Source organism: Rapidithrix thailandica (genome assembly GCF_039710355.1).
Lineage (GTDB): Bacteria > Bacteroidota > Bacteroidia > Cytophagales > Flammeovirgaceae > Rapidithrix > Rapidithrix thailandica.
Map to the genome: position 1 here is coordinate 145,848 of NZ_JBDKWZ010000007.1, position 17,087 is coordinate 162,934.

The window sequence follows — 17,087 nt, forward strand, 5'->3', positions numbered from 1 at the left end:
TTTTCCATTTATAGAAAGTAAATACCTTAAGCCATTTTTGCTTGCAAACCTTTGTCCAAAGCTTCCAAGAACTCTTCTGTAGTCACATAGTGGCTTTCGTTCAGCTCACTTCCATGAATCAACAGCGCTAAGTCTTTGGTCATGGTTCCGTTTTCTACCGTTTCGATACAAACCTCTTCTAACTTGTGGCTAAAGTCAATCAAGTCTTGGTTCTTATCTAATTTTCCACGGAAAGCCAATCCCCTAGTCCATGCGAAAATAGAAGCAATTGGGTTAGTAGACGTTTTCTTACCTTGTTGGTGCTGACGGAAGTGACGGGTTACGGTGCCGTGTGCCGCTTCCGCTTCCATGGTTTTGCCATCAGGCGTGACCAACGTTGAAGTCATCAAACCTAAAGAACCGAAACCTTGCGCTACGGTATCGGACTGTACGTCACCATCGTAGTTTTTACAAGCCCATACAAATCCACCTTCCCACTTCAAAGCAGCTGCTACCATGTCATCGATCAAACGGTGCTCATAAACCAAGTCCAATTCGTCCATTTTGGCTTTGAACTCATTTTGATACACCTCTTCAAAAATATCTTTGAAACGGCCATCGTATTTTTTCAAGATGGTGTTTTTGGTAGACATGTACAATGGCCATTTTTTAGAAATTGCCATGTTAAAACAAGCCCGGGCAAAGCCGTAGATAGACTCATCAGTATTGTACATGATCATTGCAATACCGTCTCCTTCAAACTGATATGCTTCCCAAGATTGAGGCTCGCTACCATCTTCAGGAGTGAAGGTCATGGTTAATTTTCCTTTTCCTTTGGTCAACACGTCCGTAGCACGGTACTGATCACCAAAAGCATGACGGCCAATACAGATAGGTTGTGTCCATCCCGGAACTAACCTTGGTACGTTTTTAATCAAAATAGGCTCTCTGAAAACAGTACCCCCTAAAATATTCCGGATGGTTCCGTTAGGAGATCTCCACATGCTTTTCAAGTCAAACTCCTCTACACGTGCCTCATCAGGAGTGATGGTTGCACACTTAATCCCTACGTTATATTTTTTGATCGCCTCTGCCGCATCTATTGTAATTTGATCATCGGTCGCATCACGGCTTTCGATACCCAAATCATAATATTTAATATCCAGGTCTAAGTATGGGAAGATCAATTTGTCTTTGATAAATGTCCAAATGACCCGGGTCATTTCGTCACCGTCTAACTCAACAACGGGATTTGCAACTTTAATTTTAGCCATAATTCTTCGGGTTAAAATATTTTATTTTCAAACTGTTGGCGGCAAATATAACAATAAATGATGGAATGATGGAAGGAATAGGGAAGTGAGTCGGGGAAACCTTAACCAGGAGAATTCGTTGAGGTGTATTTCATAAAATATCCGTTTACTAGCGAATTTTTACGAATGGCAGGCAACTTATTTCACCCTGTACCCCCTGATTATGATAAGACCCTTTACTTGAGTAGCTTAGCTTGTACAGCCTGTTTTTTTGCTTTTGACAAACCCCTAATTGAGCGCAATTGATGACTTGGAGTGTTGGCCAAAACATTCCAATATCAAGGGGTTGAAATGTTCTTTTTCACACAAACTTCAGAGAGGATAAACCCTGAAAGAAAATCCGCTTTCCAGTTGCGTGCGAAACCTGCTTTTTCAATGAGTTCTCCATAATGAAACAAGCGATTTCCTTCGATACCGGAAGTCCATTTGAAAAACAGATACATTCCCCACACTGTGATTCGCTGCCCTGTTCTCCCCCACCACTTTCGATGTCCAATGTTAAAATCCGTATAAAACCAATAGCCTCCTCCCCTGACTGAGTCTGCCAATAATTGAACGACTTTATTTAAATACGCCTCTGGGAAAAGATCCAGGTAAAAATTGGTAATGATTACATCATAGACGGCTTGGGGAGGGATATCTTTCTCAGTACCATGAATATAAATGATTTTTTTAGCATCCCCTGGCTTTATCTTTTGCCGGGTCAAAGAGATCATCCGTTCCGAGGCTTCGATATAGGTTATTTTCTTCGCCTTGGTCTGTTGTAATACGGCATTGGCAATCCATCCGGCCCCTCCGCCCAAAATCAGTACATGGGCTTGCTCCGGAATCAAGGATAAAAACCAACATTGTGACTTTTGTACCCAGCCCCGGAAAACCCACCGGGTCAGATGATCATAAAAAGGGGCTATCCAATTGAAGTTATTAGTAGTCGTTTCAGTTGCCATAGGGGTGTATCAGCTAGGTATGATCTTATTAATTATTTCATAGTGGTAAAGAAATGTTTACCTGATTTAGTGAATGAAAAGTTGAGAGGAAACCGCAACGAATGTTCACTTGTCTTTTAAACCCTGATGAATACACGACTCCGTATTTTATTACTTACTCAGTAAAAACACCAAGGGGTACAAAAACACCAAATCGCCCCAAATACGATAGCGTTCTTTTTTGACAAAGATCATTGGCCACTGGACAATGGCTAATAAGCTTCCCAACATCAACAAGAATAAAAGCTGGGTGGCGAAGAAGAGTGTTGTATGGTCATAGAACAATAACACAGCGGCCAGCATCAGCCCTCCCATTCCTGCTGCAATAACCCGGATCATGCGTAACGTTTTTTGCTCTCCGATTTTCCGGGCAATGCTACCGTGTTCATCCTGCGTATCTATTTTAAGTTCAAATATCGAGAACTCCGCCAGATTGATATACGCCAAAGCGGCATATTCCAAAAACAGGATCAACCAATACCAAGACCAAGGCTGTTGGGTAAGACTTAAGGGGCCTAAAAAAATTCCGGCAGTATAAATCAGGGCGATGGCCAGCTCTTTGAAAACGGTAGGCAAATGACCGACAAGTTTCAAAAACAAAAAATACAAAGCTACCAATGCTAGCAAGATAAGCCCATATTGTAATGTTTGGATAGGCAAAAGGAAGAGAGAGCAAATACCAAAACCGGCTAAAAAAAGCCAGGTAAGACTTAGTGCATTGGCGTGCCTTTGATGAAAAGCATGACGGAAGGTAGACGGAAGATGGGTAATCTTCCGGGCATCTAACAAGTGATCAAATGTATAGATCAACCAAACACTTAATGCCAAATCCGCTAACAACAGCCAAGGCAAATTCACTTTTACAAGGGAAGCAACAAACAAGGCTCCAACACAAGCCCCTACCACAATGTCCAGACTTAACACTCGAATGTATTTATAAATAACCCCTAGCATCTCTCCACGAATAGCAACCTGCGCTGTTTCTTCGATTTGTGTTTAAATTCTCTTTCACAACTCCACGATCCATCTCACTTTAAAAGCTTTTTGTACCGGTTGGCATCTCTGGGGTTTAATTGAGTAAGCAAATTCACTGCATTTTGGCGTACCTCCACTTCTCCCCGTGAAAATATATTTAACAGTTCGGCCCCTTTGGCATCGAAAAAAGCCAATGTATTAATATTTTGGGGTTGTACTTCGTATACTTCCTGCACTTTTTCCAAGCAAGCGAACACCACCTCGCGGGAGTTATTGGCATCTTTTTCAAAGCCATCCATTGCCTGGCGGTGATAATCGTACAAAGCCACCCGGAACGGTTCGAACTGAGGGTTTAACAAATTTTCCACAATCCATCCCCGGTTTCTTTTGTCTCCGATAATCGACCAACCGGCTCCACCGCTTTGTTGGGCATTGGTCAAAATGTTCAGTGCTTTATTATAATATTTATCTCCGCCTTTGGGCGAAAAGGTATCGTAATCCATTCCGATAATCACATAGGCATAATAGGCCAATAAAGAGGTGAGTTCCGTAGAATAGGAATTTTCCGTAAATATCAACGGGTCCGACTCATTGTATTGGAACTGCCATTTCTCATCGAAAAACATGCAAACCGGAGACTCGTAATCCGTTCCGTATACAGGTCTCATGGATTGAACCTGTACATTGGCCGTATAGTTTTGAATGGTAGAATTGTTCCCCAAGGTGATCAATAGGGTACATTTAATTTTTTCATGTTCTTGAAATTGATCATCCGTCCATTGGGTGGTATTCATAAATTGCCCAATGGCTTGCTGCATCGTTTCAAAAATCTTCCGTTCTTGGGTTTGCACGCTTTCACTGTTGATAATTACTTCACAGTCGAGTTCTTGAGCGGTCAATTCCCCCCCTAAAATCCCTCCCCATACAATGGGAAGAAGCAATGCAAGCTTTAACAATTTACCCATGGTTGAAAAACAAATGTTTAAATATGAATATCAATGCCAACTGTTAAGGTTACGCTTCCTTTCTTTTCCAACAAGCAATGGCATAAGTTACAATATCTTTGGCAACTTTGTCCTTACTTTTCAATTCAAATTTGTGAGTTCCTTGCGAATCAATGATGGTTATTTGATTGGTATCATACCCAAAACCCGCTCCTTGATCCCTCAAAGAGTTTAAAACTACGAAATCCAGGTTTTTCTTTTGTAATTTTCCCCGGGCATTTTCCTCTTCGTTCTGGGTTTCCAATGCAAAGCCTATTGTCAATTGCCCGGTCTGTTTCCGCAAGCCCATTTCTTTGGCAATATCTTTGGATTTCACCAACTTAATATTCATTTCAGGGCTGTCTTTCTTGATTTTTTCGGGGGCGATTTGCTTGGGTGTGTAATCCGATACTGCTGCAGTAAAAACCGCAATATCCGTTTTTTCAAATTTTTGCAAAGTCGCTTCATACATTTCGTGAGCAGTAGTTACCGGGATAATCTCTGCCCATTCCGAGGAAGGGGGTGTCGCTTCAGTAGGTCCACATACAACCGTAACATCCGCCCCATTTGCCGCAAATTCCTTTGCCAAGGCAAAGCCCATCTTTCCTGTAGACCCGTTGCTGATGTAGCGTACAGGGTCGATGTACTCACGGGTAGGCCCCGCAGTAATCAAGACTTTTTTTCCACTTAGCTCCTGACGGCCCGGAGTAAAGTATTGTTCCAAAAACCGGAAGATATGTTCAGGCTCTGCCATTCGTCCTTTTCCTTCCAAGCCACTGGCTAAGGGGCCTACTTCCGCATCGATAAGCAGATGTCCGAAGCTTTGCAAGGTTTGCAGATTTTGTTGAGTAGTGGGATGAGCATACATATCCAAATCCATGGCCGGGGCAATGGCTACCGGACAACGGGCTGATAAATATGTAGCAAGGAGCAAATTATCGCAAAGGCCATGGGCCATTTTGGCAAGGGTATTGGCACTGGCAGGTGCGATTAACATCAAATCGGCCCATAAACCCAAGTCCACATGGTTGTTCCAGGTGCCCGTTTGATCTTTGACAAATTCACTGAGGACAGGCTTTTCAGATAAAGTAGCCAGGGTGAGAGGAGGGATAAATTCAAAAGCTGAGGGAGTCATTATGACTTGCACCTCAGCTCCTGCTTTTTTTAATATTCTAATCAGTAATGCAATTTTGTATGCTGCAATACTTGCGGTGATCCCAATCAGTAGTTTCTTGCCTTTCATCATAGTTCAAAGTTCCACATTAAAAAGGCAAAAAAACAACTATTTCAGAGGAATCAAAGCTCTTTTTCTTGATCTTCTATTCTGGTAAAGTGGATTTTGTTCTCCAAAAATTCCTCTACGGCCAAATTAGTCGGTTTTGGCATACGCTCATAAAACTTAGAAATCTCAATTTGCTCTCTGTTTTCAAAAACCTCTTCCAAGTTATCCACTGTAGTAGCAAATTCGGCCAATTTACTGTTCAACTCTTCTTTCAGTTTAGAACTAATCTGCCGTGCTCTTTTAGAAATGACTACCACTGATTGGTAAACATTGTCTGTGCCCTGTGTTAACTCCGGCAGGTCTCTGGTAACTAATTCTGATTTAGCCATATCCTTTATGTTATAAATTTAATAGGTCCGATTATTTTACACTTGCCTGCGCTGCGATATTCTTCAAGCCTTTTTCACTGGATTCGAAATAATTTTCCGCTTTCTTCAGGTACTGGGAAGAGGGATAGCGGTCAATAAATTTCAAATAATATTCTTTTACGAGTTGATAACGTTCTTCTTTGAGTTTATAAACGCTCAAACGCGCCAAATCATACTGCGCTTCAATTTTCAAAAACTCCACTTCTTCCCGTAAATGAGAATCCGGAAAGTCGCGCTGGAAGTTTCCGTAAGCAATCACGGCGGCTTTGTACTTTTCTAATTTATGGTATTGTTTGGCAATTTCATACGATTTTTTCTCCAAACTTCCCCGGAGCTTCTCGATCAACTCGGCGGCTTCCTCTACATATTTGCTTTGAGGAAACCGGTTGATAAAGTCCTGGATGGCTGTAATCGCCTCGTTAGTATTCGATTGGTCCAGGTTGAATACCGGAGTACTTTTATACAGGGAAAACCCTTGCATATACAACGCTTCTTCAGCAAACTCACTGCGGCTATACGTATCGTAGAACGTCTTGAAGTAGTGGGCTGCCAGCATATATTGCTTTTGGTTGAAATGGCAATAGGCATAATAAAACTGCACTTTCTCTGCTTTTGCACTTCCTACCAGGTTGGGCAATAAGTCTTCAAACAACAAGCTGGCTTTATAGTAGTCCTCGTTATCATAGTACTCCATTGCCGCTTCATACCTTTCATCCACATCAGGATTTTTCATGATCCTGGTGAACTTACTGCAGGAAGACAAGCCTGCCCACACTGCTAAAAAGAGAATAAATTTCCATTTTACCATAGCCGCAAAATTAATCTACATGAAATTGATATACAAGGCAGTCAACTTTTATCTATTTTTTTAACTCTTTTTTCTTTTCAGCTACACTGCCCACAAGGTGTACAAAATAGAGATTTGCCCGAAAAAACATTGCTTTCCGGTAAAAGAATGATACAATTAAAGAATGAGAAGAAACAGGCAGGGGTTGCCTCCGAAGGTATAATCAATAAGGGGAAGTCGCTGTAAATACACTCAAGTTGAAAGCAATAGAGAGGAAAAAATTGCTTTCAACTTACTTTTTAACCATGAATTTGCGCGTCACAATGGTTTGGTCATTCAAGGAAAGGGTATAAAAATAAACACCGGTATTATAAGTATCCAGGTTGAATTTGACCCGGTTTTCAAAGGGAGATAGCTCGTACACCCCTATTTCACTCCCCAACACATTGCGGATGGTTATTTTTGCTTTTTGCCCGCCATCGCTCAAGCGGTAATCGAAAGCTGCAAAACTGGTTGCCGGGTTGGGATAAATCTTAGAGATTTCGATTTTATTATTGACAAACAGTTTGTCTTTACTCAAGTCGGCCTTGATGTTGTAATTGATATTCACTCTGGCAAAATCCACCGGGTTGTCATCATCATAAAAAATGTAAACTACCTCCGTTTCACCTTCTTCAATACCGACTTTAAAGAAAGCCTCAAAATTATCCAGGACTTCTCCCGGCTTCAGTTGGAGGGTATTTACAGAAAAATTGTATTTGGCTTTGGTGGTTTTCCCCCCCAGCTTAAAGTACGCTTCTTGCCCTTCTAATAATTCATCCGTTATTTTTTCTACACGTAGTTTAATCACTTTTTCGGAAGTATTGCGCAAAGAAATCTTGGAAGAAACCATTTGCCCGATTTCACCGGTAATGACTTCGTCAAACTTCAAGACTTCCAAGCTTTGAGAGGCAGCCTGGTGTGTAACCCAAAGGAATAAGCATATTGCTAATAAATATTTAATCATTTATGTAAAATTTAGATGATCATAGAAGAATATTTTGGTTAATAATACACGCACAAAATTCCCTTTCTAAATTTAGACATCAATACAAGGAAAACCAAGTGAAATCTTGACAAAAGTATACGAATTCCCCCCTTGCTTTCTTATGTAAGAAATCCACACTTTTAAAAGAGTAACATCAATTTTACAGCAAAAAATTTCGTCTGTATTTGATAAAAAGAAAAAAAACAGTAAAAATTTGATTATCAATCGCTTAAAAAAAAGACCTGGACAATTTCCAGTTATTTTTACTTAACTTTTTGCCATTGATAAGTTTTTAACTCAATTCACAACATAATTGTTTGCAAATCACATATTGTACTGCAACCCTACAAAGGCGACTGATTGGCGCTGCTCCTTAGCCAGTTGAAATTGTAAAAACTCCGCTCTCCTCGCCGAGGATTATTATTATTCCCAGAACTTTCCAATCTTTGCATTAGAAATCATTTTGTTTTAAATAAGCGACCAATGAAAGAATCGGAAATCAGGTTTAAAATAGAGTTAGACGATCAGAAGGTTCCGGAAAAAATTTTCTGGCAGGCTACGGATGGAGCTTCTAAAGGGCTGGAGGAGGCCAAAGCCATTTCTGTGTCTATCTGGGATCATAGCTACAAAGAGACCTTGAGAATCGACCTCTGGGGAAAAGATATGCCCATACATGAAATGAAACGCTTCTATATTGATATCTTAGGTGGTCTTGCCAATAGCATGCGTACGGCCACCAATGATGAATTTATGGCCAATGAGTTGGACCAACTTTGCGATAAATTCGTCCAACATTTGAAAGAAGAAAATAAAAAAGGGCAATAGCTCCGGCTGTGTCGTCCGAAAGTAAAGGTCCTCTATTGTGATAGTAGGAAAAACTTCTTTATTTTGGCAAGGGAGCACCTTACGCAATATTAAGCCTATCCATAAAAAACAGTAAGCACCATGAATAGTAACTTGGAAGAAATTATAAAAGATTTTGCCTCCAACGAGCGCTTTGAAAAGGAATTTATCGAACAGAGAAAAGTTTTCCTTTGGGGTCCGGTTTTGGATGAGTCCGCTGAGCGCGTAGTGAACCGTTTACTTTACTTGGAGTCCAAAGACCCAGGCAAAGAGATTACGTTTTATATCAATAGTCCGGGAGGCGTGGTCACTTCAGGAATGGTCATCCACGATACCATGAAACTGATCTCTTCCCCTGTAGCCACCGTCTGTATGGGTCTGGCGGCTTCGATGGGTTCCATCTTGCTTTCTGCCGGAGAAAAAGGTAAGCGTTATGTATGGCCCAGCGGCCGGGTAATGATTCACCAACCCAGTATCGGAGGGATGCAAGGAACGGCTTCCGATTTGGAAATTACCGCCAAAGAAATCCAAAAAACCAAAGAGTTAGGTGCCAGAATTCTGGCTGAAAACTGTGGACACACCCCAGAAAAGGTATTGAAAGACTTTGACCGGGATTATTGGATGAACTCCCAGGAGTCCGTTGAGTACGGCATTGTAGATCATATTGCAGACAAGTGGATATAAACCCTTGTTGCTTTCAATACAAAAGCCCTGGAGTCAAGATCTTCAGGGCTTTTGTATTTCTGCCTATTTGTCCACTTCATCTAACCATTGCAGTGCTTCTTCTTTACATTTGAATACTTGCATTTCAAAGTTTGTCATCTTTTTCATCAAGTCATCCAATGCAAAGCGGCTGAATACATCTTCCGAATAGACATATGCTACGTACTTTAACCCTGCCTGCAGGGCCTTGGGCAGCCAGACACCGGTCACCCACTCATTGGCAAAGGTAAAAGTCCCTTGCAATTGGGTCATGTCTGACAATACCTTTTGTGACTGGTACTTCACCAAGCACTCGTAACTATGCTCCAGGCTTTCTTTTACCTTGTCCAGGGTGGGATATCCTTTTCTGGCGGTGTAGATAATGTTTTTTTCAGAGAGATAAGCAATTTCGATGAATTCATCTTCAAAGAATAGTTCCTTTTTCATAACTTTAAGAGTGTTGTTTGTAACAGAAGGCTTACTAAATTCAGGCCATGCACCGTACCCACAGAAGGATATTCTTTTCGGGGAGGACATAGGGATGTAAGGAACCTTTCATGAGGTTCTTCATTTTGTGATTTTTTGTATTTAAACCCTATTCCTCTTTACAAGGAAGCTTGTTTGCTTTGGGAAGATTTCAGCTTCTCTCCTTATAAGCTGTTTCATTTCCAAAGAAATCCCATATTTTTACCACTCAATCAATTTTTCATCTGCGGCAATAAGCCGGAAAGGTATTTCAGACATTCAGAATTTATGATTATTGCATATACAGACGGTTCAGCTTTGGGAAACCCGGGCCCGGGAGGATATGGGATTGTGTTAATTTCAAAACAGCACAAAATGCGCAAGGAACTCTCTTCCGGCTTCCGGAAAACGACCAACAATCGCATGGAGTTGTTGGCGGTGATCGAAGCCTTAAAGGCCTTAAAAATTCCGGGTTCGGAAATCATGATCCACACCGATTCTGCTTATGTAGTCAATGCCGTAGAAAAAGGATGGCTTTGGGGTTGGGTCAAAAAAGGGTTTAAAGGCAAGAAAAATGTCGATTTGTGGCAAGAATTTATCCCTTGGTACAAAAAGCATAAGGTGAAATTCAAATGGGTAAAAGGGCATGCCGGCATTCCGGAAAACGAACGCTGTGACCAACTGGCCAAGGCAGCTGCAGAAGGAGGGAATAGCTTACCTCCGGACAGAGGCTTCGAACAAGCTCAAGGCTAAAATTTTCTACAAACCTACTTCATACAAGTGCTTATTACAAAAAGCGTTAGGCACTTGTATGAAACGAATGCTTCCGTACATCACACCCGGCGTCCCCCAACCTAACGGACAACTTCCTTTTGCACTTTCTCTTTGGGCTTTTTAAAACTCACATTCAATAATACTCCCACTAGCAGCAGCCCCATTCCGATATACACTTTCCAATTGAAAAGCTCATTGAAAAACAAATAGCCAAAGCCTAATGCATAAATGATTCCCACATAATTTACACTGGCTACTTTAGACGCTTTTTCCGCTTGGTAAGCTTTGGTCATGTACACTTGGGCGATTTGGGTCAACACTCCAATTAGCAGTAAAAACAACCAATCCCAACCCAAAGGCTGCACCCACTGAAAGTAAGAGAGAATTCCTGTGATGGGAAAAGCAATAAAAGGAAAATAGAAAATAATCACCAACGGATGATCGGTACCGGCTAATTTACGGACACAGGTATAGGCACAAGCCGTAAAAAAAGCCCCCAGTATGGCTACTCCCATCCCTGTGACAGTCACCCTGGTATCAAAGCCTTTGATCATAAAAATTCCTGCCAGGCAGAGTGCAAAAAAGAACCATTGCGGCTTGTAAAGCTTTTCCCCTAAAAAAACACTTACCAGAATTGCCGTAAACACAGGAAATAAATAATGTAGCATCACAGCAGTGGCCAAGGGCATGTTGTGATAAGTCCAGATGGTAAGGACCAAAGCCAAAGTACCAAACGTACCGCGTAGCAATAAGACTTTTGTATTAGTACCCCATATAGGAATGGCTTGCCTTTTCAAACTCCAATAACTCATTGCCAGGGAAATTCCTGCCCGGAACAACACAATCTCTACAGCCGGAATATGGGAGATATGCTTCACACAAACATTCATAATGGAAAATACAAATGAGGCCAACAACATATACCGCACTCCCGGAGATAACATATTTCGCATTGCACTCTTCTTCTCGTTCTGTAAAACGGCAAAGGTAGGCAATCATAAGGGAATTAAAGATCCCTGTGGAACGACAAGTAGAAACAGTACGTCTTTCGCAAAAACATAAAAAATCAGGGGATAAGAAATTGAACTTGTTCAAAATCTCATCCCCTGGATTGGCTGCCAATGTAAAGAGCACTTATTACATTCTATTTCTTTATTGGTTCTTATCTACTTTAGGCCGGTTTTCGCGATTGGCTAATTCCCAAGCAGTGACAAACACCAAACGAGCCCGGTTTCTCAACGACTCAAACTCGATTTTATCTACGGTATCCGTTGGTTTGTGATAGTCTTCGTGTGTCCCGTTAAAATAGAAAATCACAGGAATATTGTGCTTAGCAAAGTTGTAGTGATCGGAACGGTAGTAAAAACGGTTCGGATCATCTTCCGAATTGTATTTATAATCCAATTTGAAATCAGGATAATACGTTTTGGCCGCTTCTTCGTGCAAGTTATGCAGTTCGGAAGATAACATATCACTCCCGATGATATACACATAATTCGGTTCGTCTTTGTGCTCGGCATCCACCCGGCCAATCATATCAATGTTTAAATCTGTGATTGTGTTTTTCAATGGAAAAACCGGATTGCGAGAATAGAAATCAGAACCCAACAAACCCTTTTCTTCACCACTCACTGTCATAAACAGAATGCTTCTACGCGGACCTTTTCCTTCGGCTTTTGCTTTGGAAAATGCTTCGGCAATTTCCAAAAGCCCTACCGTACCGGAGCCATCGTCATCGGCACCGTTGTTGATATCACCGTTAGGGTCCACACCGATATGGTCGTAGTGGGAGGTAATCACTAAAATCTCGTCTTTCTTATCTGTTCCTTCCATGTATCCCAATACATTTTCGGAAATAACCGGACTGACGCTTCGCTCTGCCTTAATTTTCACTTTACCGTTGAATTTTCCGGCAATGCTTTTACCCGTATTCATTTCTTGAAGCCCGGTCTCCAAGTTTTCTTTTGACGTATTTAACGCTACGGCAGCATTGCTCAAAGAAGTCAGGAATAAGCCGAAGGTATTCTCTTTACCCTCTTTGCCTTTATCAAAACCCATAGAAGGTTTTTCTAATCTTCTACTGAATTGGCCCAACATTTTAGAAAACTTATCATCTTCCTGGTAAGCCACCACAATGGAAGCGGCCCCTTTGGCTTTCGCCAACTTCATTTTCTCTAACAGATTTCCTTCTTTCGATTTTTTATCGGAACCGGACACTACATACTTTCCGTCTTCACTTTGTGGCTCACCTTCGATCACCACCACTAATTTCCCGTTCACATCCAGGTCTTTGTAATCCGAATAGTTCTCATGTTCAATACCAAACCCGGCAAAAACCACTTCCATTTTAGACTTGGCGATTTCAAAATTCCCGTACGGCACAAAGTCCTTGAGCAACTCTAATTTGCCTCCTTTACTTTTGATATAGCAATCGCCCCAGCTTGATTTGACCAACTCAAACGGCTGGTAATAAGCATTTTTATTATCCTTTACCGGCCCTTCCAAAGCAATATTTTGAAAGTGCGTAGCAATATACTTTGCGGCCATTTTCTGGCCTTTCTCTCCTGTTTCCCGGCCTTCGTATTCATCCGAAGCGATGATAGAAAGGTGTTTCTTCAAGTCATCTTTCGTGATCGTATTCGCGTATTTTTCTACGGTTTGCTTATCAGTACTCTGGGCACTAACCCAGCCACTCCAGGCAAAGGCTAACAGCCCTATCCAAACTTTTTTCATATAGCTATTCTTCTGTTAATTGTTGAAAACTCCGGTAAAGATAGTACCCCGTATCAGTTTGAAAAAACGAATTTACATAAATGGAAAAGCGGTTTCTCCGGAAAGTTCTTTCGAGGATATTACTATTTTCCTGTTGACCGGCACCTTCCTTGGAGAAATCTTGGTACTTTTGCTTTTGGAAGAATGCGAAGAAATGATGGATAATATCTTAGAGATTCTCTACCAAGACAAGCAGTTAGTGGCGATCAACAAACCACATAACTTGTTGGTACACCGTACAAATTGGGACAAAGCCGCTACGGAATTTGCCTTGCAAAAACTTCGCGATCAACTAGGCCGGCACGTATACCCTAGCCACCGCCTCGACCGGAAAACTTCGGGGGTTTTGCTCTTTGCCTTGGATAAAGGCACGGACAAGCTCATGAAAGCCCAATTTGAGGAGAAACGGCTACACAAAAAGTACCTGACCATTGTCCGGGGGCATACTCCCTTGTCCGGTAGCATTACCAAACCCTTGTCCAAAGAAGACTCCGGGGTAATGCAAGAAGCCCTCACTCATTACAAACGGCTCAAAACGATCACCTTACCCCTTCCTATTGGCAACTACCCCCTCTCCAAATATTCCTTGGTGGAAGTTCAACCGGAAACGGGACGCACGCATCAGATACGCAGGCACTTTGCCCACCTTCGTCATTACATTGTCGGCGACAAAAAGCACGGAGATCACCGGCACAACAAATTATTTGAGCGTGTATTTCACCTTGACACCATGTTGTTGCATGCCTTTCAACTACATTTTACCCATCCGGTAACACAGCAAGTCATTCAACTTACCGCCCCATTTCAACCGATGTTTCAAGAAGTATTGGAAAAGCTTTGGCCGGCATTTTCATACTATCCTTTTGAGGAAGTATGCTCTTGGGAAAATCAAAAAACGGAGACTACTATCTTGAAATAATTCTCTGTTTGTATTCCGGTCAGAATATGTAAACAGAAATGAAGGTTTCATTGACAAAGAGGGTAATCATCAATGCCCCTTTACAGTCGAAAGTAAGGCACTTTCCGGAAGAGCAGGTAGCCCTGCCATCTCTTTCAGATTCCGGCTTTGCCTAAATCTCAAGCTTTCTTTTGACAAAATTTATCAAGGCAACTTTCCATTCAGGCGTAGGGGTGGTGAGAATGTCTTTGATTTTTACCAATTGTTTATTGATCATCAATTCATCATAAACCGACAAGCGCAAGAGGGGCAATTGTTCTTTATATGCCGTAATGTCCTGCAAAAAATCTTCAAAGGCCCTGACTTTCCAAGCTGGCGCCCCCTTGCCATAGAGATCTCCGTACTCTTCACCAGGTCCGAAAAGACGTTCGGCCCGCGCATGAGTCCATAGCTCACCCGCCGATCCTGCCATCAGACACTCTTTGTCAAACTTGCGGCAATATTGTTGGTATTTGGCCAATTGAAACCCTTTAAACTCCTGGTAAATGGAGGAACGCAGAGTGATTCTCCGGTATTTGTTGAAATGCAATTGCTCATCCAACTGTACAATTCCCCGTTCCAGTTCCAAATTCCAATTCAGGGAACAAGTATTTGGTAAATGTCCGGTTCCTCCCAATTCAGCAAAAATCCGTTGAATTTCTTCTTTGTATTCCTGATCATGGTTGCGTTGCAACCGGAACCCTGGGTAAGGATCAATAGCAGGCTTAAATTCGTCCAATAAAATATCCTCTAAGTTTTTCAGAAATAACTGCATCATTGGTTTAAATTTTTGGGCTATGAAGTTTGCGTTTCACAGGACACTGGTTTGTTCTTCAAAATAAGAAAATTTCCCGCTAACTGCCTTGAAGAAGTCGCATTTTAGAAAAAATACTGCAAGTTTCTTCCGGTAGCGGAACGCTATCTTGAATAACTCCCGGAACCAAGGAGCCTTCCATTGGAGCATACAGCGGTATTTTTTTGTTACCTTTAGGAATAGAAGCAGCTGGCAAGACCTGAGAAGTAACCCTTGTACAACAAATTAAAAATTACCATAACCATGATCACCATTCGTAAAGCCAATACATCGGATTTTAAAAAAGTCCAGTTTTTACTCCATGGAGCACACCTTCCTTCGGAAGATTTACCCAAAGACCTGTCGGGCTTTCTGGTTGCCTATACCGGTGAACTACTGATAGGCTCGGTGGGAATAGAACCGTATATGCCTCTGGGGCTTTTGCGCTCGTTGGTCGTCAACCGGGAGTTCAGAAGCCAGCAAATAGGCCGGAAGCTGGTACAAAGAGCCTTGCATCATGCCTACCAACAAGGCCTCCGGGACATCTACTTGATTACCGAAGCGACCGAAGGATATTTTAAACACCTGGGTTTTGAAAGGATCCCCAGAAAAAATGTACCGCCCCCTATCCAACACACTACACAATTCTCTCATTATTGTCCCAAAGAGGCGAGCGTTATGCACCGGGTACTGCAAGCCAGTGATGCTTTGTAAAAAGTTGTACTTTTTACGGGAGGAATTAACATTTTTTTACGCTTTTGTACTTGCCCTAAAGGCGAATATTTTTGTATTTTACCTGTCCAAATAAACCCTACCTGAATTATCCCTTTTGCCGGTGTCATAATCCAACAAAGGGTATGTATACACTACGCTTGACGTAAAGAAACCACCAGGAAGCTACTAGCCCAACCAACATTTCTTTTTTCTAAACTCCATTCAAACAAACGGTTATGAATAAGCTTTACAGTTTCTTACTCTTCTGTATCTTCGGCCTTCCTATATATAGCATTGCCCAACCCTGTACCCATACCTTTGTGGATGGTAGCGTCACCTGGAGCAGTTTGTTGGGCAATGCCAGTGCATGGGACCAAGATTGTGTGGATACAAATTTCCCACAAGATGATGTAGACTTCTTTAACGGTAATGTCATTATCGAAACCCTGGACGGCAACGATGCCATTGTATTTGATGTCAATTATACCATTGAAGGAGATTTAACGATCCGCACACAAAGCAATGATGCGAAATTCATTGTGAATAGTGGCGTCACACTCAATGTAGAAAACCTCTTTTTTGAAAACCCCGGTAGTCAACCTGCAAATAATACCAATATAGAGATCAATGGCAATGTGAACGTAACTTTCAACTTTAGTACCGGCAACAACAATCGTTTCAGTGTACCGGGACAACTATTTGTAGGGGAAAATATCATTTTGGGTAACAATAATACATGCGAATCTACTTGTAATATTATTTATGGTGTTGCTTGTGTATCCGGTAATAATGATTTTTGTGAAGACCATGCCGTATTGCCCATTGAACTAAGCGCCTTCTCCGGAAAAATGACCGAAAACCAGACCGTTCTCTTAATTTGGAAAACGGATACGGAACAGAACAACGCGACTTTTACCATAGAGCGAAGCCTGGATGGTTATGCGTATCAATCAATAGGAGAGCTGCCCGGAACAGGCAATAACAAAACGCCGCAACAGTATCAATTTACAGACTTTCATCCCTTACCGGGAAACAATTATTACCGTTTAAAACAAACCGACTTTGACGGGGCCTTTTCCTATTCTCCGGTCATCACAGTCCACCGCAATCTGGATATCTCCCAAGCCACCATTTATCCCAACCCCGGGGCCTCCGAATTGACTTTGGTCGCTAAAAACCTTACCCAATCGGATATATCGGTACAGTTGCTTAGCATCACCGGAAAGGTGTATTTACGACAGCAACTCCAAACCAAAGATGCTTACATCACCCGCAAACTTAACACTTCCACCCTACCTCGTGGGGTATACTTTGTCAAAGTACAACAAGACCAGCACTTATTCCTGCAAAAGATTGTACTTCAATAGCTCTACCTTGTTGTACTTGA

The 17,087-nt window shown here is 41.8% G+C and carries 18 protein-coding genes; 6 read left to right on the forward strand and 12 right to left on the reverse strand.

Annotated elements, in window-relative coordinates:
* Positions 1–26: 26 nt before the first annotated feature.
* From AAG747_RS13575 to AAG747_RS13610, 8 genes are all read right to left on the reverse strand, one after another.
* On the reverse strand, positions 27–1,253 hold the full coding sequence (locus AAG747_RS13575) for an isocitrate dehydrogenase (NADP(+)) (RefSeq protein ID WP_346821721.1): 1,227 nt from the start codon (positions 1,251–1,253) through the stop codon (positions 27–29).
* Positions 1,254–1,570: 317 nt separating this feature from the next.
* Positions 1,571–2,239 carry a class I SAM-dependent methyltransferase gene (locus tag AAG747_RS13580; protein WP_346821722.1) on the reverse strand — a complete coding sequence of 223 codons (669 nt, stop codon included), beginning with the start codon at positions 2,237–2,239 and terminating at the stop codon, positions 1,571–1,573.
* A gap of 150 nt (positions 2,240–2,389) precedes the next feature.
* The gene (locus tag AAG747_RS13585) at positions 2,390–3,232 is read right to left on the reverse strand and encodes a UbiA prenyltransferase family protein (protein WP_346821723.1); all 843 of its coding nucleotides are present in this window, start codon (positions 3,230–3,232) and stop codon (positions 2,390–2,392) included.
* Between the two features lie 74 nt (positions 3,233–3,306).
* Positions 3,307–4,218, reverse strand: coding sequence for a type IX secretion system protein PorD (gene porD, locus AAG747_RS13590; protein WP_346821724.1), 912 nt, complete (start codon positions 4,216–4,218; stop codon positions 3,307–3,309).
* A gap of 49 nt (positions 4,219–4,267) precedes the next feature.
* Complete coding sequence (coaBC, locus tag AAG747_RS13595) at positions 4,268–5,482, reverse strand: bifunctional phosphopantothenoylcysteine decarboxylase/phosphopantothenate--cysteine ligase CoaBC (protein WP_346821725.1); 1,215 nt, start codon at positions 5,480–5,482, stop codon at positions 4,268–4,270.
* A gap of 50 nt (positions 5,483–5,532) precedes the next feature.
* Entirely contained in the window at positions 5,533–5,847 is a 315-nt protein-coding gene (locus AAG747_RS13600; RefSeq protein ID WP_346821726.1) for a DNA-directed RNA polymerase subunit omega, read from the reverse strand.
* Positions 5,848–5,878: 31 nt separating this feature from the next.
* On the reverse strand, positions 5,879–6,694 hold the full coding sequence (locus AAG747_RS13605; protein ID WP_346821727.1) for an outer membrane protein assembly factor BamD: 816 nt from the start codon (positions 6,692–6,694) through the stop codon (positions 5,879–5,881).
* 271 nt (positions 6,695–6,965) lie between these two features.
* Complete coding sequence (locus tag AAG747_RS13610) at positions 6,966–7,679, reverse strand: T9SS type A sorting domain-containing protein (RefSeq protein ID WP_346821728.1); 714 nt, start codon at positions 7,677–7,679, stop codon at positions 6,966–6,968.
* A gap of 504 nt (positions 7,680–8,183) precedes the next feature.
* Here AAG747_RS13610 and gldC point away from each other — a divergent pair.
* Positions 8,184–8,525, forward strand: coding sequence for a gliding motility protein GldC (gene gldC, locus AAG747_RS13615; protein WP_346821729.1), 342 nt, complete (start codon positions 8,184–8,186; stop codon positions 8,523–8,525).
* A gap of 120 nt (positions 8,526–8,645) precedes the next feature.
* Positions 8,646–9,227, forward strand: a complete 582-nt coding sequence (locus AAG747_RS13620; protein WP_346821730.1) for a ClpP family protease — start codon at positions 8,646–8,648, stop codon at positions 9,225–9,227.
* 63 nt (positions 9,228–9,290) lie between these two features.
* Here AAG747_RS13620 and AAG747_RS13625 read toward each other — a convergent pair whose 3' ends face one another.
* Positions 9,291–9,692 (reverse strand): STAS/SEC14 domain-containing protein, encoded by a 402-nt coding sequence (locus AAG747_RS13625; protein WP_346821731.1) that lies wholly within the window; start codon positions 9,690–9,692, stop codon positions 9,291–9,293.
* Positions 9,693–9,998: 306 nt separating this feature from the next.
* On the opposite strand from AAG747_RS13625, the gene rnhA reads away from it, so the two are divergent.
* Positions 9,999–10,463: a ribonuclease HI gene (gene rnhA / locus AAG747_RS13630; RefSeq protein ID WP_346821732.1), complete on the forward strand. Its 465-nt coding sequence runs from the start codon at positions 9,999–10,001 to the stop codon at positions 10,461–10,463.
* A gap of 101 nt (positions 10,464–10,564) precedes the next feature.
* Here rnhA and AAG747_RS13635 read toward each other — a convergent pair whose 3' ends face one another.
* Both AAG747_RS13635 and AAG747_RS13640 read right to left on the reverse strand, forming a co-directional pair.
* Positions 10,565–11,437, reverse strand: coding sequence for a DMT family transporter (locus tag AAG747_RS13635; RefSeq protein ID WP_346821733.1), 873 nt, complete (start codon positions 11,435–11,437; stop codon positions 10,565–10,567).
* 199 nt (positions 11,438–11,636) lie between these two features.
* Positions 11,637–13,217: a M28 family peptidase gene (locus tag AAG747_RS13640; RefSeq protein WP_346821734.1), complete on the reverse strand. Its 1,581-nt coding sequence runs from the start codon at positions 13,215–13,217 to the stop codon at positions 11,637–11,639.
* Positions 13,218–13,275: 58 nt separating this feature from the next.
* On the opposite strand from AAG747_RS13640, the gene AAG747_RS13645 reads away from it, so the two are divergent.
* Positions 13,276–14,175, forward strand: a complete 900-nt coding sequence (locus tag AAG747_RS13645) for a pseudouridine synthase (protein WP_346821735.1) — start codon at positions 13,276–13,278, stop codon at positions 14,173–14,175.
* Positions 14,176–14,326: 151 nt separating this feature from the next.
* Here the strand turns inward: AAG747_RS13645 and AAG747_RS13650 are convergent, their stop codons facing one another.
* Positions 14,327–14,971, reverse strand: coding sequence for a DUF7255 family protein (locus AAG747_RS13650; RefSeq protein ID WP_346821736.1), 645 nt, complete (start codon positions 14,969–14,971; stop codon positions 14,327–14,329).
* Positions 14,972–15,250: 279 nt separating this feature from the next.
* Between AAG747_RS13650 and arsN2 the strand changes: the two genes are divergently transcribed.
* Both arsN2 and AAG747_RS13660 read left to right on the forward strand, forming a co-directional pair.
* A complete protein-coding gene (gene arsN2 / locus AAG747_RS13655; RefSeq protein WP_346821737.1) occupies positions 15,251–15,700 on the forward strand; it encodes an arsenic resistance N-acetyltransferase ArsN2 in 450 nt (149 codons plus the stop codon).
* A 236-nt stretch (positions 15,701–15,936) separates the two neighbouring features.
* Entirely contained in the window at positions 15,937–17,067 is a 1,131-nt protein-coding gene (locus tag AAG747_RS13660; RefSeq protein WP_346821738.1) for a T9SS type A sorting domain-containing protein, read from the forward strand.
* Positions 17,068–17,087 lie beyond the last annotated feature (20 nt).

Bases quoted from the DNA above. Each gene is read 5' to 3' on its own strand.
- AAG747_RS13575 (WP_346821721.1), bottom strand. From the start codon at position 1,253: ATGGCTAAAATTAAAGTTGCAAATCCCGTTGTTGAGTTAGACGGTGAC.
- AAG747_RS13580 (WP_346821722.1), bottom strand. From the start codon at position 2,239: ATGGCAACTGAAACGACTACTAATAACTTCAATTGGATAGCCCCTTTT.
- AAG747_RS13585 (WP_346821723.1), bottom strand. From the start codon at position 3,232: ATGCTAGGGGTTATTTATAAATACATTCGAGTGTTAAGTCTGGACATT.
- porD (WP_346821724.1), bottom strand. From the start codon at position 4,218: ATGGGTAAATTGTTAAAGCTTGCATTGCTTCTTCCCATTGTATGGGGA.
- coaBC (WP_346821725.1), bottom strand. From the start codon at position 5,482: ATGATGAAAGGCAAGAAACTACTGATTGGGATCACCGCAAGTATTGCA.
- AAG747_RS13600 (WP_346821726.1), bottom strand. From the start codon at position 5,847: ATGGCTAAATCAGAATTAGTTACCAGAGACCTGCCGGAGTTAACACAG.
- AAG747_RS13605 (WP_346821727.1), bottom strand. From the start codon at position 6,694: ATGGTAAAATGGAAATTTATTCTCTTTTTAGCAGTGTGGGCAGGCTTG.
- AAG747_RS13610 (WP_346821728.1), bottom strand. From the start codon at position 7,679: ATGATTAAATATTTATTAGCAATATGCTTATTCCTTTGGGTTACACAC.
- gldC (WP_346821729.1), top strand. From the start codon at position 8,184: ATGAAAGAATCGGAAATCAGGTTTAAAATAGAGTTAGACGATCAGAAG.
- AAG747_RS13620 (WP_346821730.1), top strand. From the start codon at position 8,646: ATGAATAGTAACTTGGAAGAAATTATAAAAGATTTTGCCTCCAACGAG.
- AAG747_RS13625 (WP_346821731.1), bottom strand. From the start codon at position 9,692: ATGAAAAAGGAACTATTCTTTGAAGATGAATTCATCGAAATTGCTTAT.
- rnhA (WP_346821732.1), top strand. From the start codon at position 9,999: ATGATTATTGCATATACAGACGGTTCAGCTTTGGGAAACCCGGGCCCG.
- AAG747_RS13635 (WP_346821733.1), bottom strand. From the start codon at position 11,437: ATGCGAAATATGTTATCTCCGGGAGTGCGGTATATGTTGTTGGCCTCA.
- AAG747_RS13640 (WP_346821734.1), bottom strand. From the start codon at position 13,217: ATGAAAAAAGTTTGGATAGGGCTGTTAGCCTTTGCCTGGAGTGGCTGG.
- AAG747_RS13650 (WP_346821736.1), bottom strand. From the start codon at position 14,971: ATGATGCAGTTATTTCTGAAAAACTTAGAGGATATTTTATTGGACGAA.
- arsN2 (WP_346821737.1), top strand. From the start codon at position 15,251: ATGATCACCATTCGTAAAGCCAATACATCGGATTTTAAAAAAGTCCAG.
- AAG747_RS13660 (WP_346821738.1), top strand. From the start codon at position 15,937: ATGAATAAGCTTTACAGTTTCTTACTCTTCTGTATCTTCGGCCTTCCT.